Source organism: Streptomyces sp. NBC_00259, from assembly GCF_036181745.1.
GTDB classification, from domain to species: domain Bacteria; phylum Actinomycetota; class Actinomycetes; order Streptomycetales; family Streptomycetaceae; genus Streptomyces; species Streptomyces pratisoli.
Window position 1 is genome coordinate 4,647,998 of the sequence record NZ_CP108080.1, and the last position, 19,525, is coordinate 4,667,522.

21 protein-coding genes are annotated in these 19,525 nt (G+C 69.4%); 18 read left to right on the forward strand and 3 right to left on the reverse strand.

Features of this window, described 5'->3' with window-relative positions; all coding sequences use genetic code 11:
* Position 1 precedes the first annotated feature (1 nt).
* The 3 genes from rpsG (at position 2) to tuf (ending at position 3,985) form a co-directional block, all read left to right on the forward strand.
* The gene (rpsG, locus tag OG766_RS21135; RefSeq protein WP_006347241.1) at positions 2 to 472 is read left to right on the forward strand and encodes a 30S ribosomal protein S7; all 471 of its coding nucleotides are present in this window, start codon (positions 2 to 4) and stop codon (positions 470 to 472) included.
* Positions 473 to 511: 39 nt separating this feature from the next.
* Positions 512 to 2,638: an elongation factor G gene (gene fusA / locus OG766_RS21140; RefSeq protein WP_266381551.1), complete on the forward strand. Its 2,127-nt coding sequence runs from the start codon at positions 512 to 514 to the stop codon at positions 2,636 to 2,638.
* Positions 2,639 to 2,791: 153 nt separating this feature from the next.
* Positions 2,792 to 3,985: an elongation factor Tu gene (gene tuf, locus OG766_RS21145; RefSeq protein ID WP_266381554.1), complete on the forward strand. Its 1,194-nt coding sequence runs from the start codon at positions 2,792 to 2,794 to the stop codon at positions 3,983 to 3,985.
* A 127-nt stretch (positions 3,986 to 4,112) separates the two neighbouring features.
* On the opposite strand, the gene OG766_RS21150 is transcribed toward tuf, so the two are convergent.
* The 3 genes from OG766_RS21150 to OG766_RS21160 form a co-directional block, all read right to left on the reverse strand.
* The gene (locus tag OG766_RS21150; protein WP_266384343.1) at positions 4,113 to 6,302 is read right to left on the reverse strand and encodes a PIG-L family deacetylase; all 2,190 of its coding nucleotides are present in this window, start codon (positions 6,300 to 6,302) and stop codon (positions 4,113 to 4,115) included.
* A gap of 153 nt (positions 6,303 to 6,455) precedes the next feature.
* Entirely contained in the window at positions 6,456 to 9,428 is a 2,973-nt protein-coding gene (locus tag OG766_RS21155; RefSeq protein WP_328725967.1) for an RNA repair domain-containing protein, read from the reverse strand.
* Positions 9,429 to 11,084, reverse strand: a complete 1,656-nt coding sequence (locus OG766_RS21160) for an RNA ligase family protein (RefSeq protein ID WP_328725968.1) — start codon at positions 11,082 to 11,084, stop codon at positions 9,429 to 9,431.
* A gap of 150 nt (positions 11,085 to 11,234) precedes the next feature.
* On the opposite strand from OG766_RS21160, the gene OG766_RS21165 reads away from it, so the two are divergent.
* The 15 genes from OG766_RS21165 (at position 11,235) to rplE (ending at position 19,524) form a co-directional block, all read left to right on the forward strand.
* The gene (locus OG766_RS21165; RefSeq protein ID WP_328725969.1) at positions 11,235 to 12,392 is read left to right on the forward strand and encodes a hypothetical protein; all 1,158 of its coding nucleotides are present in this window, start codon (positions 11,235 to 11,237) and stop codon (positions 12,390 to 12,392) included.
* A 490-nt stretch (positions 12,393 to 12,882) separates the two neighbouring features.
* The gene (rpsJ, locus tag OG766_RS21170) at positions 12,883 to 13,191 is read left to right on the forward strand and encodes a 30S ribosomal protein S10 (RefSeq protein WP_003948644.1); all 309 of its coding nucleotides are present in this window, start codon (positions 12,883 to 12,885) and stop codon (positions 13,189 to 13,191) included.
* A 13-nt stretch (positions 13,192 to 13,204) separates the two neighbouring features.
* Positions 13,205 to 13,849: a 50S ribosomal protein L3 gene (gene rplC, locus OG766_RS21175; RefSeq protein WP_242329291.1), complete on the forward strand. Its 645-nt coding sequence runs from the start codon at positions 13,205 to 13,207 to the stop codon at positions 13,847 to 13,849.
* 7 nt (positions 13,850 to 13,856) lie between these two features.
* A complete protein-coding gene (gene rplD, locus OG766_RS21180) occupies positions 13,857 to 14,507 on the forward strand; it encodes a 50S ribosomal protein L4 (protein WP_266381576.1) in 651 nt (216 codons plus the stop codon).
* Positions 14,507 to 14,827 carry a 50S ribosomal protein L23 gene (gene rplW, locus OG766_RS21185; protein WP_266381579.1) on the forward strand — a complete coding sequence of 107 codons (321 nt, stop codon included), beginning with the start codon at positions 14,507 to 14,509 and terminating at the stop codon, positions 14,825 to 14,827. Before rplD ends, rplW begins: the two co-directional genes overlap by 1 nt.
* A gap of 39 nt (positions 14,828 to 14,866) precedes the next feature.
* Positions 14,867 to 15,703, forward strand: coding sequence for a 50S ribosomal protein L2 (gene rplB / locus OG766_RS21190; RefSeq protein ID WP_266381581.1), 837 nt, complete (start codon positions 14,867 to 14,869; stop codon positions 15,701 to 15,703).
* Positions 15,704 to 15,715: 12 nt separating this feature from the next.
* Positions 15,716 to 15,997 (forward strand): 30S ribosomal protein S19, encoded by a 282-nt coding sequence (gene rpsS, locus OG766_RS21195; protein ID WP_003956461.1) that lies wholly within the window; start codon positions 15,716 to 15,718, stop codon positions 15,995 to 15,997.
* A 43-nt stretch (positions 15,998 to 16,040) separates the two neighbouring features.
* Complete coding sequence (gene rplV, locus OG766_RS21200; RefSeq protein WP_004571827.1) at positions 16,041 to 16,388, forward strand: 50S ribosomal protein L22; 348 nt, start codon at positions 16,041 to 16,043, stop codon at positions 16,386 to 16,388.
* Positions 16,388 to 17,230 (forward strand): 30S ribosomal protein S3, encoded by an 843-nt coding sequence (gene rpsC / locus OG766_RS21205; protein WP_266381584.1) that lies wholly within the window; start codon positions 16,388 to 16,390, stop codon positions 17,228 to 17,230. The genes rplV and rpsC overlap by 1 nt, the downstream gene beginning before the upstream one ends.
* A gap of 5 nt (positions 17,231 to 17,235) precedes the next feature.
* Complete coding sequence (rplP, locus tag OG766_RS21210; protein WP_005313579.1) at positions 17,236 to 17,655, forward strand: 50S ribosomal protein L16; 420 nt, start codon at positions 17,236 to 17,238, stop codon at positions 17,653 to 17,655.
* Positions 17,655 to 17,879 (forward strand): 50S ribosomal protein L29, encoded by a 225-nt coding sequence (gene rpmC, locus OG766_RS21215; protein ID WP_266381587.1) that lies wholly within the window; start codon positions 17,655 to 17,657, stop codon positions 17,877 to 17,879. Before rplP ends, rpmC begins: the two co-directional genes overlap by 1 nt.
* Positions 17,879 to 18,166, forward strand: a complete 288-nt coding sequence (gene rpsQ / locus OG766_RS21220; RefSeq protein WP_262006829.1) for a 30S ribosomal protein S17 — start codon at positions 17,879 to 17,881, stop codon at positions 18,164 to 18,166. The genes rpmC and rpsQ overlap by 1 nt, the downstream gene beginning before the upstream one ends.
* Positions 18,167 to 18,272: 106 nt before the next feature.
* Entirely contained in the window at positions 18,273 to 18,641 is a 369-nt protein-coding gene (gene rplN, locus OG766_RS21225; protein ID WP_003956455.1) for a 50S ribosomal protein L14, read from the forward strand.
* Between the two features lie 2 nt (positions 18,642 to 18,643).
* The gene (gene rplX / locus OG766_RS21230; protein ID WP_105868304.1) at positions 18,644 to 18,967 is read left to right on the forward strand and encodes a 50S ribosomal protein L24; all 324 of its coding nucleotides are present in this window, start codon (positions 18,644 to 18,646) and stop codon (positions 18,965 to 18,967) included.
* The gene (rplE, locus tag OG766_RS21235; protein WP_122615762.1) at positions 18,967 to 19,524 is read left to right on the forward strand and encodes a 50S ribosomal protein L5; all 558 of its coding nucleotides are present in this window, start codon (positions 18,967 to 18,969) and stop codon (positions 19,522 to 19,524) included. The genes rplX and rplE overlap by 1 nt, the downstream gene beginning before the upstream one ends.
* Position 19,525: the final 1 nt, after the last annotated feature.

Consider the following 19,525-nt stretch of genomic DNA (forward strand, 5'->3'; position numbering starts at 1 on the left):
AATGCCTCGTAAGGGCCCCGCCCCGAAGCGCCCGGTCATCATCGACCCGGTTTACGGTTCTCCTCTGGTGACGTCGCTCATCAACAAGATCCTGCTCAACGGCAAGCGTTCCACCGCTGAGCGCATCGTCTACGGCGCCATGGAAGGCCTCCGCGAGAAGACCGGCGCTGACCCGGTCATCACGCTGAAGCGCGCTCTCGAGAACGTCAAGCCGTCTCTCGAGGTCAAGTCCCGCCGTGTCGGTGGCGCCACCTACCAGGTGCCGATCGAGGTCAAGCCCGGTCGCGCCTCCACCCTCGCGCTCCGCTGGGTCGTGGGTTACTCCCGCGCCCGTCGCGAGAAGACCATGACCGAGCGCCTCATGAACGAGCTGCTGGATGCCTCGAACGGCCTCGGCGCTTCGGTCAAGAAGCGTGAGGACACGCACAAGATGGCCGAGTCCAACAAGGCCTTCGCGCACTACCGCTGGTAGTCGCTACCCACATCGAGAACCGAGAGAAGACTGAGCCTTATGGCCACCACTTCGCTTGACCTGGCCAAGGTCCGCAACATCGGGATCATGGCCCACATCGACGCGGGCAAGACGACGACCACCGAGCGCATCCTGTTCTACACCGGTGTTTCGTACAAGATCGGTGAGGTCCACGACGGCGCTGCCACGATGGACTGGATGGAGCAGGAGCAGGAGCGCGGCATCACGATCACGTCCGCCGCGACGACCTGTCACTGGCCGCTCGAGGACGTCGACCACACCATCAACATCATCGACACCCCGGGTCACGTCGACTTCACCGTTGAGGTGGAGCGCTCCCTGCGTGTGCTCGACGGTGCCGTGACGGTGTTCGACGGCGTGGCCGGCGTCGAGCCGCAGTCCGAGACTGTGTGGCGTCAGGCGGACCGCTACGGCGTTCCGCGTATCTGCTTCGTCAACAAGCTCGACCGCACCGGTGCCGAGTTCCACCGCTGTGTGGACATGATCAGCGACCGCCTTGGCGCGCAGCCGATCGTCATGCAGCTCCCGATCGGTGCCGAGGCCGACTTCAAGGGCGTCATCGACCTGGTCACCATGAAGGCCCTGGTCTGGTCCGCCGAGGCGGCCAAGGGCGAGATGTACGACATCGTCGACATCCCGGCCACCCACACCGAGGCTGCCGAGGAGTACCGCGGCAAGCTCATCGAGGCCGTGGCCGAGAACGACGAAGAGATCATGGAGCTGTACCTGGAGGGCCAGGAGCCTTCCGTGGAGCAGCTGTACGCCGCGATCCGTCGTATCACCATCGCTTCCGGCAAGGGCAAGGGCACCACGGTCACCCCGGTGTTCTGTGGCACCGCGTTCAAGAACAAGGGCGTCCAGCCCCTGCTCGACGCGGTCGTGCGCTACCTCCCGTCGCCCGTCGACATCGAGGCCATCGAGGGCCACGACGTCAAGGACGCGGACCTGGTCGTGAAGCGCAGGCCGTCCGACGAGGAGCCGCTGTCGGCGCTGGCGTTCAAGATCATGAGCGACCCGCACCTCGGCAAGCTCACCTTCGTGCGCATCTACTCCGGCCGTCTGGAGTCCGGCACCGCTGTGCTGAACTCCGTGAAGGGCCGCAAGGAGCGCATCGGCAAGATCTACCGCATGCACGCGAACAAGCGTGAGGAGATCGAGTCGGTGGGCGCCGGTGACATCGTCGCCGTCATGGGCCTGAAGCAGACCACCACCGGTGAGACGCTCGCGGACGAGAAGAACCCGGTCATCCTGGAGTCCATGGACTTCCCGGCGCCGGTCATCGAGGTCGCGATCGAGCCCAAGTCCAAGGGTGACCAGGAGAAGCTGGGTGTCGCCATCCAGCGTCTCGCGGAGGAGGACCCCTCCTTCCAGGTGCACACCAACGAGGAGACCGGCCAGACCGTCATCGGCGGTATGGGCGAGCTTCACCTCGAGGTGCTCGTCGACCGTATGAAGCGTGAGTTCAAGGTCGAGGCCAACGTCGGCAAGCCGCAGGTCGCGTACCGCGAGACGATCCGTAAGGCCGTCGAGCGTCACGACTACACCCACAAGAAGCAGACCGGTGGTACCGGTCAGTTCGCCAAGGTGCAGATCGCGATCGAGCCGATCGAGGGCGGCGACGCCGCGTACGAGTTCGTGAACAAGGTCACCGGTGGCCGCATCCCGAAGGAATACATTCCTTCCGTGGACGCCGGCTGCCAAGAGGCGATGTCGTTCGGCATCCTCGCCGGCTACGAGATGACGGGCGTCCGCGTCATTCTTCTCGACGGTGGCTACCACGAGGTCGACTCCTCCGAGCTCGCGTTCAAGATCGCCGGATCGCAGGCCTTCAAGGAGGCCGCGCGCAAGGCGTCCCCCGTGCTCCTCGAGCCGATGATGGCCGTTGAGGTCACCACGCCCGAGGACTACATGGGCGACGTCATCGGTGACATCAACTCCCGCCGTGGCCAGATCCAGGCCATGGAGGAGCGTGCCGGTGCCCGTGTCGTCAAGGGCCTGGTGCCGCTGTCGGAGATGTTCGGCTACGTCGGCGACCTCCGCAGCAAGACCTCGGGTCGCGCAAGCTACTCGATGCAGTTCGACTCCTACGCCGAGGTTCCCCGGAACGTCGCCGAGGAGATCATCGCGAAGGCCAAGGGCGAGTAACTCACCCGAGTACACGCTTTAGGCTTGACGTCGTAACCGTCGGGGCGTTTCCCGCGAACCCGCGAGGTTCGCCCCGGCGGACGGCAATACCAGCAAAGATCACCTGGCGCCGATGAGTAAGGCGTACCAGAACCACTCCACAGGAGGACCCCAGTGGCGAAGGCGAAGTTCGAGCGGACTAAGCCGCACGTCAACATCGGCACCATCGGTCACATCGACCACGGTAAGACGACCCTCACGGCCGCCATTACCAAGGTGCTGCACGACGCGTACCCGGACCTGAACGAGGCCTCGGCCTTCGACCAGATCGACAAGGCTCCTGAGGAGCGCCAGCGCGGTATCACCATCTCCATCGCGCACGTCGAGTACCAGACCGAGTCGCGTCACTACGCCCACGTCGACTGCCCCGGTCACGCGGACTACATCAAGAACATGATCACCGGTGCCGCCCAGATGGACGGCGCCATCCTCGTGGTCGCCGCCACCGACGGCCCGATGCCGCAGACCAAGGAGCACGTGCTCCTGGCCCGCCAGGTCGGCGTTCCGTACATCGTCGTCGCCCTGAACAAGGCCGACATGGTGGACGACGAGGAGATCCTGGAGCTCGTCGAGCTCGAGGTGCGTGAGCTCCTCTCCGAGTACGAGTTCCCGGGCGACGACCTGCCGGTCGTCAAGGTCTCGGCGCTCAAGGCGCTCGAGGGCGACAAGGAGTGGGGCCAGTCGGTCCTGAACCTGATGGCCGCCGTCGACGAGGCGATCCCGCAGCCCGAGCGTGACGTCGACAAGCCGTTCCTGATGCCGATCGAGGACGTCTTCACGATCACCGGTCGTGGCACCGTCGTCACCGGCCGTATCGAGCGTGGTGTCCTGAAGGTCAACGAGACCGTCGACATCGTCGGTATCAAGCAGGAGAAGACCACCACCACGGTCACCGGCATCGAGATGTTCCGCAAGCTGCTCGACGAGGGCCAGGCCGGTGAGAACGTCGGTCTGCTCCTCCGTGGCATCAAGCGCGAGGACGTCGAGCGCGGCCAGGTCATCATCAAGCCCGGTTCGGTCACGCCGCACACCGAGTTCGAGGCCCAGGCCTACATCCTGTCGAAGGACGAGGGTGGCCGTCACACCCCGTTCTTCAACAACTACCGCCCGCAGTTCTACTTCCGTACCACGGACGTGACCGGTGTCGTGACCCTCCCCGAGGGCACCGAGATGGTCATGCCGGGCGACAACACCTCCATGACCGTCTCGCTGATTCAGCCGGTCGCCATGGAGGAGGGCCTGAAGTTCGCCATCCGTGAGGGTGGCCGGACCGTCGGCGCCGGCCAGGTCACCAAGATCACCAAGTAAGTTCCTTGGTCGTCTGACCTGGTAGCTCCGTAAAGAGCTGCAAGCGAGAGGCCCCGCACCGGAAGGTGCGGGGCCTCTTCGCGTGGCGGACGCGGCCGCGCGGGTGCCGACAGCGCCCGAAGGGCCGTCAGCCCGCCGTGCCGGCCTGCGGGCTCCAGATCCACGGGTGCGCGTCCGCGCCCATGCCGATCGCCGTGGCGCCGGAGCGGCCGATGAACAGGGCGGGGGAGTCCAGCGGCTCCGTTCCCTGGGCTCGCGTCACCACCCGTCCGTCGACGCGGAGTTGGACGCGCCCGCCGAGGTCCTTGCCGAGCAGCGCGGGCCCGTTCGGGGCCGCGGCCGCGCGGAGTGGGCCGTAGCCGTCGAAGCGTTCCTTGCGGGGGCGGGCCGGGGCGCCGCCCGCGCGGACGGCGATCACGCCCGCGGCCGTCGGCTTGCGGTAGTAGAGCTCGATGCCGCCGTCGTCGGTCGGGAGTGCGGCGAGCGGTCCACCGGGGGCGGGGAGCCCGCTGCCGGCGTCCGGCTTGAAGGCGACGTCCTCGCCGAGGACGTCCTGCGCCCAGTGGTGCACGGTGTCCCGTCCCGCCCCGAAGACATGGACCCGGCCCGCGCCGTCGACGACCGTCGTGAGACCGTCCTGGATCTCGTCGCCGCCGAGGTCCCGCCAGCGGTCCCAGCGGCCGTCCGTGTTCCGTACGCGCGTGCTGACTCCCTTGTCCGCGTTGCGTACGAAGAGATGGACCCGGCCGTCGGGCGCGGTCACCGCGACCGGTACGCCGATGCGGCGGCCCCGGTCGTCGTCGCGCTCCGGGTTGCCGAGCCCGTACCAGGCAAGGAAACCGCCTCCCGGCGCGCGCTGTTCCAGCAGCACCACCTCGCGGCGGTTCGGCCCGCCGTGGCCGCCGATCGCGGCGAACCGCAGCCCGAAGACCAGCTGCCGTCCGTCCTTGAGGGCCGCCGAGCCGAGCGCCGGGGCCAGCGGGCCGCCGCCCAGGTCCTGCGGGTCGCCCCACTCGCCGCCGCCCGGCTCGGTCTCCCGCCAGCGCACGGCACGCAGCCCCAGCACCCCGTACGCGGCGAGCCGCCCGTCGGGCTCGGTGGCGACGACGGGCCGGTCGCCCGGGTAGCGGTGGTGGGTGGAGCGGACCCAGCCCTTCTTGTTCGTCAGCGGACGGACGCCACCCACGTTGTAGTCACCGCAGCCCGAAGGGTTGCCGCACTCCCAGGACGGGTCCCCGCCGTACGGGACCAGGTGCGCGGCCTTCTCCTGCAGCACGCGGGCCGGGAGGTTCTTGGGCCAGTGACGGTTGTAGTAGCCACGGAACGCGGTCGCGACGAAACCGGGCACCCGCCCGCCGTCCTCGGTCGCCTCCGCCACCCAGCGCACCATCGCGGCCCAGCTGAACGAGGCGACGGCGGTGTGGTCGGCGTGGTCCGAGTAGCCGCGCTGCTCGCTGTCCTTCTTCCGGGTCGCCTCGTCGCTGTGCTGGATGTCCGGATCGGGGTCCAGGGTCTGGATCACGGTCGGCCGGTACCGCTCCATGAGCCCGACGAGGACGTCGACGAGTTCGTCGTAGTCGTACGGGACGGTCCTGCGCAGCGGGGAGTCCTTGGCGACGACGGTGTGCAGCCCGAGCGCCCGGTCCTGCCACAGGCTGGGTATCGCCATGTAGCGACGGGTCGTGTGCATCGGGAGGTTGAGGAAGATCAGCTCGACCCTGCGGTGGCCGTTGGTGAGCGTGTTGATCTCGGCCTGGTGGTCCCGGCGGAGGGTGGCGACGCCCTTCGTCCAGTCCGTGAACCGGTCCAGCCCGAGGAGCGTCGCGTAGGCCTGACGCAAGCCCTGGTGGCGGGCCGATGAGTAGGCGTCCTTGTCGGCGGGGACGTCCCAGTTCCCCGGTATGTGGTTCTTCCCGTCGTGCTCCCCGGCGGTGACGTACACACAGACGAGCGGTACGCCCGCGTCGAGCATCCGCTGGGTGTCCGGGTTCATGAAGTACAGGTCGTCGTCCGGGTGGGCGAGGATCTGCATCAGCTGCGCGCGGCGGGAGCTGGCTATCGGCATGCCGGGCGCAGGGTCGGCGGTGGGCGTGGTGCGCCGGGGCGGCGCCGGTACGGAGCAGGCGCCCAGGGCGGTGGCTCCGGCGGCCGCGGCGAGGGTGGCGACGACGGTGCGGCGGGGGACGGTGCGGCGGCGGGGTCTGTGGCGCGGCTGGTCGAGTCGGTCCGGTCGGCTAAGTCGGCTCAGTCGGCTCAGTTGGTTCGACCGCTCCGGTCCGTCCGGTCGGTTCGCTCGTTCCGGTCCGTCGCCGGACATGGGCATGCTGCGCGCAGCGCTGTCGTTCACGTGTGGTGCTCCGTCCGCTTCCCCCCGCAGCGGTCGGGCGTGGCCCCCGGCTGCGTACTGTGCTCTCCCCAGGTCGCGGACGGCGGGCCGGTCGCAGCCGCCTTCCGCGATCAGCTAGACGGATTATCGATGCACAGGGTTGCCCGCGATGTCGTGTGCCGTTGGCGACCCGGCGGGGGCGGATGGAGCGCCGAGGGTCGGTACGTCCCCGCACTCCGCCCAGGCGAGCGTGGTGCCCGGCAGCCCCCGCAGCCAGCGCTCGGCGATCTCCGCGAGCCGTGCCCGGTCCGGGGGAGTGGCCCCGAGGCCGATCGCGTAACGGGCCTGGCCCCGGCCGGACGTGAACGGGCGGGGCCAGGCATGGGCGTCCGGCGCGCCCGCGTCCTCCAGCGCGGTGAGCAGTGCCCGTACGCGACCACGGACACGGCCCTCGTCGGGCCCCTCGGGGACGGTGAGGACGGCCCAGGCGGCATGGCGCCGGTGCAGGGGCGGTGGGGAGAGGAGCTCGGACCAGGGGAGGGGAGGGGGGTCGGAGCCGGCTCCGGCGGCCGCGTCGAGGAGCTCCCAGGCGCGGAACAACTCCCGGGCCAGCAGGTCACGGCCGCCCGGGCCGACCTGTGCGGTGCAGGAGCGCACGGGTTCCGTGGGGGTCAGCAGCGAGGGCTCACCCCAGTCCGCCATGGACCAGGTGGCGAAGAACCGCCGCAGCAGCTCGGCTTCGGACAGGTCTGCTTCGGACTGGTCATCGCGGTACTGATCATCGCGATGCGCCTCGCCGACCGTACGGGCGGCCATCAGCGCCCAGGCCAGGCCCGGCAGGCCGCCGAACGGAGCCGCGTCCAGGCCGCGGGCCCTCGCCCATGCCTTGACCTGCCGGGCGAGACGGACGAACGCGTCCCGGCGGGGACCCGCCAGAGCGAGGACCGCGACAGCGTCGGTGACCGCGCTGAGTGCGATCGCCGCGGGTTCGCCCAGTTCGGCCCGGCGGGCCACCGCCTCGCCCGGGGCCATGGCGCCGGTCGGCACGAGGACGAGGTCGACGGCGAGCGTGCCGACGCGGAACCGCAGGCCCGGGACCCGGGCCCCGATCACCTCGCGTACGTCCCGGGCCTCGGGCAGGGCCGCCGTGATCCGGTCCCGTACCTCCGCCGGACCGGCCGTACCGGGCAGCGCGGCGACCAGGTCGAGGTCCGCGCCGGGCAGCGCACAGCCCATGCGCCGTGAGCCGACGACGTACACGACACCGTCGGCCAGCGCCTCGGCGACGCGCTGCGCGGTCCTGCGCGCGAGTTCCTCGCCGCGCGGGTCCTCGGCGGTTGCGGCCGGTGCGTCGGCGTTGCTCTTTCCCGGCTCCTGCGACTCCTCCGTCTCCTGCGGCTTCCGCGACTCCTCCGGCTCTTCGAGCGACCAGCGCACCTCGCCCGTGCCCAGGGCGACCCGCGCCCGTACCCGCATCGGTTCGTCGCCCCGCCGGGACAGCAGGACCAGGTCACCGACGCGTGCGGTCGTGCCGCCGAGCAGAGCCTCGCAGTGGGCGGTGAGTTCGTGAGGGTCGCGGGTCCTGCCCAGGGAGAGATGAGGGGTGAAGCCACCGCCGCGGCCCCCGCAACGAGGGAAGCGTTCCTCCAGTGCCTGGCGCAGCTCCGCCCAGGGCGCCGCGTCGGCGGCCGCGGGATCGAGCCAGACGGTGGCGTCGTCCCGGTGCCCGAAGCTGTGCACCCCTTCGAGCCGAGCCGTGAACGGCGCCACCCCGGCCACCGCCGCCGAGAGCAGCGGGGCCGCCCGCTCGAAGTCGCACTCCGGTACGAAGCCGAAGAGCACGTTGACATGCGGTGGCCAGCGGTGGATCTGCCGGTCGTGCTCGCGGCGGATGTGCTGGATGCGCGGCCACAGCTCCTGCGGCGGGAGCCAGGCGACGGCGGTCCGGGGCGTGGCGCGTACGGCGAGCACCTCGGCGGCCGGCTCACCCTCCGCGTCGGCGACGCTCAGCTCCGCCGCGACGCCGTAGTGGTCGGAGACGTACAGCCCGTCCGGTGCCGGGCTGTCGCCGAGCAGCGTCGCCGCGTCCACCCGCAGCCCCGCCGCCCGCAGCAGCACCCGGTCCAGCCGGGACGCCCGACCGCTGAGTGAGGACACCGCGGCCAGCGGATTGCGACCGGGGTCGAAGGTCGGGGTCCGGTCGCCGAGCCCGTGGACCTCGGTCCACGCGTCGCTCATCCCGAGCGTCGTCTCCGGTACGTCCCCGCCGTCGTTGAAGTCGCCCAGCAGCAGGACGTCGCCCTCGACGCTCGCCAGCCCCTCGGCGAGCACGACCAGCTCGGCGTCACGCCGCGCCGCCCCGTTCTCGGAGTGGTCGCTGCTCAGATGGGTCGCGGCGACCGTGACCAGGCCCCAGCCGGTCTCCACCACCACCGCCGTGACGGCTTTGTGCGGGCCGAGTACGTGCATGCCCGCCTCGCTCACCGGGAGCCGGCTGAGCAGCAGCAGGCCGCAGTCGCCGACGTCCGCCCCGGCCGGGTCGGTGCCGAGCGTGTAGGCCTCGCGGACCCACGGCGCGTCCAGCAGCATCGTGAGCAGTTCGGGCTCGACCTCCTGCAGCGCGACGACGTCGGCGTCGGCGTCGCGCAGCGCGGCCAGCAGCAGTGGCCTGCGCCGGGCGGTGTCGATGCGGTCGCTGTCGTACCTGTCCCACAGGGTGTTCCAGGTCAGTACACGCAGACCAGCGGCCGGATCGCGGCCCTGATCAGGCCCCGGAGCCCCGAGTGGACCGTCCGCCGCGGTCCAGCCGCGCGCCGCGTCCCAGGCGTACGGCGTGCGCCCCGTGAAGAACGGGGACGGCAGCCGCCGCGGGTCCCGTACCCGCCCGGCCTCCGTCGCGTCGATCCGGTCCACGCCCGCCGACCGGTCCCAGACCACCTCGCCGTCCGCCTCGAAGAAGATGACCCGGTGCCACGGGATCTCGCCCGCGGGGTCGAAGTCGTCCAGCGGCATCCGCTTGGGCGCGGCGGAACGCTGATGGATGCCCATCACGAAGCGAGCCGGGTCGAAGCGCGGATCCCAGCGGACCCGGTGGTAGATCTCCTCGCTCGTGCGCACCTACGCCTCCTCCTCGACGGTGCCGTCCGCGCCGATGTACCAGGTGCGGTGCGCCTGGCCGGGGTACGGGGGCACGTACCGGCGCAGCTGCCCGGTGAGCACGTCCGCCGGGACGGGGTGCGTCCGCCGTTCGTTGCGCCGCACCAGCTCGTCCTCGTCGACCAGCACCACCGCGTGCGTGGTCAGGGCGTCGCGGCGGCGGGCGACCGCGTGCACCAGGGAACGCTGGTGCGGGTTGAGGGATGTGGCGTCCCATACCACCGTCCCACCCGAGGCCAGTGCGGCGTCGAGCCGCTCCAGGCCGAGGCGGAGGACGTCTGCGTTGGCCCGCTGGTCCGTGCGTGCGCCGCGGGCCTCGCGCAGGTCGTCGAGGGACACGTACGTATCGACGCCGGGCAGCCCGCGGGCGAAGGTGCTCTTGCCGCTGCCGGACGGCCCGACCATGTGGATCAGCTTCGGGAAGCCGCCCGACCGCCAACGCCAGGTCGCGGCGACGGCCTCGTCGGCGGTCCGGATCCGCCCGTGGGCGTACGCCTCGCGCGCCTCGGCCCGGCACCGGTCGGCGGCGTCGGGGGCGAGCCCGTCGAACGTCTCCCGGAGCGAGCCGAGCGGTCCGGCCTCCTCGGCGTGCAGTGCGGACCAGTCCACCTGCTCTCGGGCCGCGGCGTCCGGCGCGAGAGCCGCGGCGACGGCGTGCAGCACGTCGAGGTCGACGGCGTACGACATGCGCAGGAGACCTGCTCTGCGGTCCTCGTCGGGATACGGGCGGTGCAGCGCGGCGTGCAGGCCGACCAGGTCCGCGACGCGACGTGCGAGAGGCAGGCCGAGCGGGTGGGCGAGCCGCCCGGCGAGCGTGGAGCGGTGGCCTGTGTGCAGCAGCCCGGCCAGGACACCGGCGAGCCGCGCGTCCCCGGTCCGTTCGAGCCGTCCGGCCACATCGGCGGCGGCCGCGGCGTCGCCCTCGGGCACCCCGACCGCGTCCAGCAGCCCGGCCGCGTCCGGCGCGGCCCCCGACCGCACCGCCCAGAGCGCGGCGGCGGGCCCCAGCCCGTTCTCCACGACGGCGGAATGCATCCAGTGCGTGTCGGTCACCACGTGCCCGGACCGCACCCACTTCGCGACGCGCTGCCCGAACTCGCCTGCCGGGAAGCCGTCGACGGTGCGTACGACGTATCCCTCCCGGCGCTCGGTGTCCAGCTTGAGCGCGCGCAGGGCCCGCTCGTCGAACACCCCGCGCCACAGCACGGCCGGCACGGGTATGCCGAGCCGCCGCAGGAACTCCACGCTCCGGTCCCAGTGCAGACACCGGCCGTCGCCGTCCCAGACCGAGAAGCCGTAGAACCAGCTCTCCAGGTCGTCGTACGCGAGCGAATGCCGCGCGTACATGCTCTCCCCGCACACCCGCCACCCGGCCGGAATGCCCTGCCCGATCCGCCCCTGGAGCCCCTTCACCCAGGCCCGCGACGGATGATGCGCCGAGTCCAGCGACCGCGCGTGCAGCCCGTCGGCGTACAGCGTCGTGTTCTCCCCGTCGAGCTTCTCGGTGACGACGACCTCCCGGCCACGCAGGCCGGACAGATCGGTGACCCGCAGGTCGTCGGCGGTCGCTCCGGGGGACCAGGGCAGATGCCGGGTCCTCGGATAGTGCGTACGCATGGTGCTTCGTCCCCCGTGACGATGACGTGCCGTGATCACTGTAGGAGCGCGGGGGAACGGTGATCGAACGATTAAGGCGTGACTTGTATTCTCTTGCGATCTGTACGTGGAATGTCCACGACAGTGCTGGAGAACGCAGGGTGGGGACAAGTGGGGAAGAACGCACCGGAGGGGCGGCCCGGGGACGGGGCGTCGGTGTCGGACGAGGAGTGGGCGGAGTTCGTACGCCGGGCCGGGGAGGGCTCGGGTGCCGACGCGCCCAAGGAGCCGTCCGCCAGGGCGCGGATGGTGGCCGCGCGGCTGCGTGCGGAGGACGAGCGGCGGCGTAGGGAGGGGAAGCCGGCCGAGCCCGAGGGCTGGCGCACGGGGCCCGCGTGGCAGGAGAGGAACGGGAGCGCGAGGAAGCGCCGGCGCCTGGTGCCGGTGCTCGGCGTACTCGTCGCCGTGGGGCTCGCCGTGGTCGCTGTGCGGCCCGAGCTGGTGACCGGCGAGGCCGCCCGCGAAGACTCCGCACCGCTCGCCGCCGAGACCGCGCGGCCCACCGCCGCACCCTCGGCGGACCTGTTCCCGGACCGGCCGACGCTGAAGGAGCCGTTCCGGGGGTCGCCCGCGGTCGGCTGGGCGGCAGGGGCGGCCGGGATCGAGCTGCCTGAGGCCAAGGCGGTCGGTGGGATGAGCAAGGAACAGGTCGCGCACGCGCTGCGCAGCACCAAGGAGTTGCTGGTCGCCTCGAACCTCGATCCGGCCACCCTCCGCGGCGAGTGGCCCGGGGCCGCGCTGAAGCTGCTCGACCCGCTCCAGAAGGACGGGCACGGCGCGCTCGAGAAGGCGCTGCGCAAGCCGGCGAAGGACGAGGATCCGCTGTGGATGTTCAGCCGGTTCGATCCGGCCCAGGTGCGCCCCGCCGGTGACGTGGTCAGGACGCGGGGCCGGATGACCTTCGGCAAGGGCGACCGCAGCGGCGAGGTGCGGGTGTACGCCGACTACACCTTCGTCTACCCGGTGGTGAAGGCGAAGCCCGGCGCGGACGAGGTGACGCGGACCGTCGTCCGCCGTCAGCTGACCCTCGCCCTGTACGACCCGGCCCAGGTGATCACCACCCGCGGACGGCTCTACGTGCTCCGAATGGACATGACCAGCGGAAACTCCGACTGCTCGAAGGACGGCGACGGCTTCCTGAGGCCGCAGTTCACGGAAGACCTGGCCGGCGGCGCGCCGGAGGTGTCCGGACCGTCCGTGGACCCGTACGACCGCAGCCAGGACCTCGACGACCTCTCGCAGGAGTGCGGCGCGGTCACCCGCACCTGAGGAACACAGGGGATAAGTCCAGGCCCATGGGGCAGGCAACCGCGCCCCGTCCGACGACGCGCGTTCCGCGCGCTGCGGTTTGACACGCAACCCCCGCGGGGTAACCTCTTCGGCTCGATTGGCGTGCTCGACGCCCCGTATGGCAGACTATCGGGGTTGCTCGGTTGAGTGCCGATGCTGCGCGCCTCCCGCCGGGAGGACCGGAAGCGAGTCCCACAGTACTCGTCGCCCCAACTGCCCCCAGGGCAGCGCTGGGGCGGACGTACGGGAATCTTCCGGGAAGTGTCAGCGGGGCCCCGGCCAGGCACCCGGTGGGTTTTCTCCCCCGTCCAGCGGTCTCTTCTGCGGATCGCAATCCCCTCCAGCAGGGAATCCGTCACTGGATATCTGCGTAGCGGGAGTGCGACACGCCCGACCGCGTGGGTCGGAGAGAAGGCTGTTAACACCGGGTTCCAGAGCGTTACGAGACAGACAGGACTACGAAGTAGCCATGGCGGGACAGAAGATCCGCATCCGGCTCAAGGCCTACGACCACGAGGTCATCGACTCCTCGGCGAAGAAGATCGTCGAGACGGTGACCCGCACTGGTGCGTCGGTCGCGGGCCCGGTGCCGCTGCCCACTGAGAAGAACGTGTACTGCGTCATCAAGTCGCCGCACAAGTACAAGGACTCGCGCGAGCACTTCGAGATGCGCACGCACAAGCGCCTCATCGACATCCTCGACCCCACGCCGAAGACGGTTGACTCGCTGATGCGTCTCGACCTGCCGGCGGGCGTCGACATCGAGATCAAGCTCTGAGGTGACGCGCGAGATGGCTAAGCAGATCAAGGGCATCCTGGGCGAGAAGCTCGGCATGACTCAGGTCTGGGACGAGAACAACCGTGTCGTCCCGGTCACTGTCGTCAAGGCCGGCCCCAACGTCGTCACCCAGGTCCGTACGAACGACACCGACGGCTACGAGTCGGTCCAGATCGCCTTCGGCGAGATCGACCCGCGCAAGGTGAACAAGCCCCTCAAGGGCCACTTCGCCAAGGCCGACGTGACCCCGCGCCGCCACCTGGTGGAGCTCCGTACCTCCGACGCCAGCGAGTACACGCTCGGCCAGGAGATCACCGCCGAGGTGTTCGAGTCCGGCGTCAAGGTCGACGTCACGGGCAAGAGCAAGGGCAAGGGCTTCGCCGGTGTCATGAAGCGTCACAACTTCAAGGGCCTCGGCGCCGGTCACGGCACCCAGCGCAAGCACCGCTCGCCCGGTTCCATCGGTGGCTGCGCCACCCCGGGCCGTGTGTTCAAGGGCCTCCGCATGGCGGGCCGTATGGGCAACGAGCGGGTCACCACCCAGAACCTGACCGTCCACGCCGTTGACGCGGAGAAGGGTCTGCTGCTCATCAAGGGCGCAGTTCCCGGTCCGAACGGCGGCCTCGTCCTGGTCCGTACCGCGGCCAAGGGGGCCTGAGGTAACGATGAGCACCATTGACATCCTTTCGCCCGCTGGCGACAAGGCCGGTAGCGTCGAGCTCCCCTCGGAGATCTTCGACGCCAAGGTCAGCGTTCCGCTGATCCACCAGGTCGTCGTCGCGCAGCTGGCCGCTGCCCGTCAGGGCACGCACAAGACCAAGACCCGCGGCGAAGTCCGTGGCGGTGGCAAGAAGCCTTACCGCCAGAAGGGCACCGGCCGCGCCCGTCAGGGTTCGACCCGTGCGCCGCAGTTCGCCGGCGGTGGCGTCGTCCACGGCCCCGTGCCGCGTGACTACTCGCAGCGGACCCCGAAGAAGATGAAGGCCGCCGCCCTGCGCGGTGCCCTCACCGACCGGGCCCGTCACTCCCGCATCCACGTCGTCTCCGGCGTGGTCGAGGGCGGGATCTCCACCAAGGCCGCCAAGACGCTGTTCGGCAAGATCTCGGAGCGCAAGAACCTGCTCCTGGTCGTCGACCGCAGCGACGAGGCCGCGTGGCTGTCCGCCCGCAACCTGCCCCAGGTGCACATCCTGGAGCCGGGCCAGCTGAACACGTACGACGTGCTCGTCTCCGACGACGTGGTCTTCACCCAGGCCGCCTTCGAGTCCTTCGTGTCTGGCCCCAAGGCCGTTGAGACCGAAGGGAGCGAGGCCTGATGACTGAGGCCGCCGTCACCAGCAAGACCTTCTCGGACCCGCGCGACCTGCTGATCAAGCCGGTCGTCTCGGAGAAGAGCTACGCGCTGCTGGACGAGAACAAGTACACGTTCGTCGTCGACCCGCGCGCCAACAAGACCCAGATCAAGCAGGCCGTCGAGGCGGTCTTCCAGGTCAAGGTCACCGGGGTCAACACGATCAACCGGCAGGGCAAGCGCAAGCGCACCCGCACCGGTTTCGGCAAGCGCGCCAACACCAAGCGCGCCATCGTGACCCTTGCCGAGGGCAACCGTATCGACATCTTCGGCCAGGCCTCCTAACGGAGCGCCCTGGTCCGAATATCGGACGAGGACTGAGAAATGGGTATCCGCAAGTACAAGCCGACGACTCCGGGCCGTCGTGGCTCCAGCGTCGCCGACTTTGTCGAGATCACGCGGTCCACGCCGGAGAAGTCGCTGGTCCGCCCCCTGCACAGCAAGGGCGGCCGTAACAACGCCGGTCGTGTGACCGTTCGCCACCAGGGCGGTGGCCACAAGCGCGCCTACCGAGTGATCGACTTCCGTCGTCACGACAAGGACGGCGTGCCGGCCAAGGTCGCGCACATCGAGTACGACCCCAACCGCACCGCGCGCATCGCGCTCCTGCACTACGCGGACGGCGAGAAGCGCTACATCGTCGCGCCGCGTGGCCTGAGCCAGGGCGACCGTGTCGAGAACGGCCCGGCCGCCGACATCAAGCCCGGTAACAACCTGGCGCTGCGCAACATCCCGGTCGGTACGACCATCCACGCCATCGAGCTGCGGCCCGGCGGCGGCGCGAAGTTCGCCCGCTCCGCGGGTGCCTCCGTGCAGCTGCTGGCGAAGGAGGGCTCCATGGCCCACCTTCGTATGCCGTCCGGCGAGATCCGTCTGGTCGACGTCCGCTGCCGCGCCACCATCGGTGAGGTCGGCAACGCCGAGCAGTCGAACATCAACTGGGGCAAGGCCGGCCGTATGCGCTGGAAGGGCGTTCGCCCGACCGTCCGCGGTGTCGCGATGAACCCGGTTGACCACCCGCACGGTGGTGGTGAGGGCAAGACCTCCGGTGGTCGCCACCCGGTCTCCCCGTGGGGTCAGAAGGAGGGTCGTACTCGTTCTCCCAAGAAGGCGAGCAACAAGTACATCGTCCGCCGCCGCAAGACGAACAAGAAGCGCTAGGAGCGGGTTTAGATGCCGCGCAGTCTCAAGAAGGGGCCCTTCGTCGACGACCACCTGATCAAGAAGGTGGACGTCCAGAACGAAGCAGGCACCAAGAACGTCATCAAGACCTGGTCCCGTCGCTCGATGATCGTCCCGGCCATGCTGGGCCACACGATCGCGGTGCACAACGGCAAGACCCACGTCCCGGTGTTCGTCACCGAGTCCATGGTCGGCCACAAGCTCGGCGAGTTCTCGCCGACTCGCACCTTCCGCGGCCACGTCAAGGACGACCGGAAGTCGAAGCGCCGCTAATCGCGGGGTGGAAACGACTATGACTTACACCGAAGGGACAACCATGGAAGCCAGGGCCCAGGCGCGGTACATCCGCGTCACGCCCATGAAGGCCCGCCGCGTGGTGGACCTCATCCGTGGCATGGACGCCACGGAGGCTCAGGCGGTCCTGCGTTTCGCCCCGCAGGCCGCGAGCGTGCCGGTCGGCAAGGTGCTGGACAGCGCCATTGCCAACGCCGCGCACAACTACGACCACACCGACGCCTCTTCGCTGGTCATCAGCGAGGCGTACGTGGACGAGGGTCCGACCCTGAAGCGGTTCCGTCCGCGCGCTCAGGGCCGGGCCTACCGGATCCGTAAGCGGACCAGCCACATCACCGTGGTCGTCAGCAGCAAGGAAGGAACCCGGTAATGGGCCAGAAGGTTAACCCGCATGGGTTCCGGCTCGGCATCACCACGGACTTCAAGTCCCGTTGGTACGCCGACAAGCTGTACAAGGACTACGTCAAGGAAGACGTCGCCATTCGTCGCATGATGACGAAGGGCATGGAGCGGGCCGGCATCTCGAAGGTCGAGATCGAGCGCACCCGCGACCGCGTCCGCGTTGACATCCACACCGCTCGTCCGGGCATCGTCATCGGCCGCCGCGGCGCCGAGGCGGACCGCATCCGCGGCGAGCTGGAGAAGCTGACCGGCAAGCAGGTCCAGCTGAACATCCTCGAGGTCAAGAACCCCGAGGTGGACGCTCAGCTGGTGGCCCAGGCCGTCGCCGAGCAGCTCTCCTCCCGCGTCTCCTTCCGTCGTGCGATGCGCAAGTCGATGCAGAGCTCGATGAAGGCCGGCGCCAAGGGCATCAAGATCCAGTGCGGCGGCCGTCTCGGCGGCGCCGAGATGTCCCGCTCGGAGTTCTACCGCGAGGGCCGTGTGCCCCTGCACACGCTCCGCGCGAACGTCGACTACGGCTTCTTCGAGGCCAAGACGACCTTCGGCCGCATCGGCGTGAAGGTCTGGATCTACAAGGGCGACGTCAAGAACATCGCCGAGGTCCGCGCCGAGAACGCCGCTGCCCGCGCCGGCAACCGCCCGGCCCGTGGCGGCGCTGACCGCCCGGCCGGCCGTGGTGGCCGCGGTGGCGAGCGTGGCGGTCGCGGTCGCAAGCCGCAGCAGCAGTCCGCGCCGGCTGCCGAGGCCCCCAAGGCCGACGCTCCCGCCGCCGCTGCCGCTCCGGCTGAGAGCACCGGAACGGAGGCCTGACCGAAATGCTGATCCCCCGTAGGGTCAAGCACCGCAAGCAGCACCACCCCAAGCGTCGCGGTATGGCCAAGGGTGGTACGACGGTTGCGTTCGGCGAGTACGGCATCCAGGCCATGACTCCGGCGTACGTGACCAACCGCCAGATCGAGGCGGCTCGTATCGCGATGACCCGCCACATCAAGCGTGGCGGCAAGGTCTGGATCAACATCTACCCGGACCGCCCGCTCACGAAGAAGCCCGCCGAGACCCGCATGGGTTCCGGTAAGGGTTCCCCGGAGTGGTGGGTCGCGAACGTGCACCCGGGCCGGGTCATGTTCGAGCTGTCCTACCCGAACGAGAAGATCGCACGTGAGGCTCTGACTCGCGCGGCCCACAAGCTGCCGATGAAGTGCCGGATCGTCAAGCGCGAGGCAGGTGAAGCGTGATGTCGGCCGGTACCAAGGCGTCCGAGCTGCGCGAGCTGGGCAGCGAGGAGCTTGTCGCCAAGCTCCGCGAGGCCAAGGAAGAGCTGTTCAACCTCCGCTTCCAGGCGGCGACGGGCCAGCTCGAGAACCACGGCCGGCTGAAGGCCGTCCGCAAGGACATCGCCCGGATCTACACCCTGATGCGTGAGCGCGAGCTGGGCATCGAGACGGTGGAGAGCGCCTGATGAGCGAGAGCAACGTGACTGAGAACAAGACCGCGGAGCGCGGCTTCCGCAAGACCCGCGAGGGTCTGGTCGTCAGCGACAAGATGGACAAGACCGTCGTCGTCGCTGTCGAGGACCGCGTCAAGCACGCGCTGTACGGCAAGGTCATCCGCCGTACGAACAAGCTCAAGGCGCACGACGAGCAGAACGCCGCGGGTGTCGGCGACCGCGTCCTCCTCATGGAGACCCGGCCGCTGTCCGCGACGAAGCGCTGGCGCGTCGTCGAGATCCTCGAGAAGGCCAAGTAATTACCTGAGGGGTTTCCCTCAGGTCAGTTCCGCCAGGCTCGGCAGGGGCTCCGCCTCCCAGGAGGAAAGCCCCTGCCGGGAACCGGCAGACAAACAGGAGATAGACGTGATCCAGCAGGAGTCGCGACTTCGCGTCGCCGACAACACTGGTGCCAAGGAGATCCTTTGCATCCGTGTTCTCGGTGGCTCGGGTCGCCGCTACGCGGGCATCGGTGACGTCATCGTCGCCACCGTCAAGGACGCGATCCCCGGTGGCAACGTGAAGAAGGGTGACGTCGTCAAGGCGGTCATCGTTCGCACCGTCAAGGAGCGCCGCCGTCAGGACGGCTCGTACATCCGCTTCGACGAGAACGCCGCCGTCATTCTGAAGAACGACGGCGACCCTCGCGGCACCCGTATCTTCGGCCCGGTGGGCCGTGAGCTGCGCGAGAAGAAGTTCATGAAGATCATCTCGCTCGCGCCGGAGGTGCTGTAAGCATGAAGATCAAGAAGGGCGACCTGGTCCAGGTCATCACCGGCAAGGACAAGGGCAAGCAGGGCAAGGTCATCGCGGCCTTCCCCCGCGAGGACCGCGTCCTGGTCGAGGGTGTCAACCGGGTCAAGAAGCACACGAAGGCCAACCAGCCGGGCCGTGCGTCGCAGGCCGGCGGCATCGTCACCACCGAGGCCCCCATTCACGTGAGCAACGTTCAGCTCGTCGTGGAGAAGGACGGCAACAAGGTCGTGACCCGCGTCGGTTACCGCTTCGACGACGAGGGCAACAAGATCCGCGTTGCCAAGCGGACGGGTGAGGACATCTGATGGCTACCACCACCACTCCGCGTCTCAAGACGAAGTACCGCGAGGAGATCTCCGGCAAGCTGCGTGAGGAGTTCTCGTACGAGAACGTCATGCAGGTTCCCGGCCTCGTGAAGATCGTGGTCAACATGGGTGTGGGCGACGCCGCCCGCGACTCCAAGCTGATCGAGGGTGCCATCAAGGACCTCACCACGATCACCGGCCAGAAGCCGGCCGTCACCAAGGCCCGCAAGTCCATCGCGCAGTTCAAGCTGCGTGAGGGCCAGCCGATCGGTGCCCACGTCACGCTTCGTGGCGACCGCATGTGGGAGTTCCTGGACCGCACCCTGTCGCTCGCGCTGCCGCGCATCCGCGACTTCCGTGGCCTGTCTCCCAAGCAGTTCGACGGCCGTGGCAACTACACCTTCGGTCTCACGGAGCAGGTCATGTTCCACGAGATCGACCAGGACAAGATCGACCGCGTCCGGGGTATGGACATCACCGTGGTGACCACGGCGACCAACGACGCTGAGGGCCGTGCCCTTCTCCGTCACCTCGGCTTCCCGTTCAAGGAGGCGTAAG